General features: G+C 53.1%; 1 pseudogene. It reads right to left on the bottom strand.

Annotated elements, in window-relative coordinates:
* Nucleotides 1-228, bottom strand: a pseudogene (locus ACYP03_RS28520) (F0F1 ATP synthase subunit beta); the annotation flags it as partial.

Below are 228 nucleotides of genomic sequence, written 5' to 3'. Positions count from 1 at the left end.
AAAGACATCAAACATCCGCGATAAAATCGCTTTGCCGACCGGCGCCATCAAAGGGCCGCCAGTGTCGACAACCACATCGCCACGGGCTAATCCCTGCGTGGTGGTCAAAGCGATACCTCGCACACGCTGCGCATCCAATTGGGCTACAACTTCAATAGCAATTTCGTCATCCACCCCCGTGCGCAACAGAGAATGTATCTGCGGTAACAGGGATTGAAAAAGGACATC

The organism is Photobacterium sp. R1, from assembly GCF_054600795.1.
The sequence above is the reverse complement of the archived record's forward strand: the minus strand, read 5'-3'. Positions and strand labels throughout refer to the sequence as shown.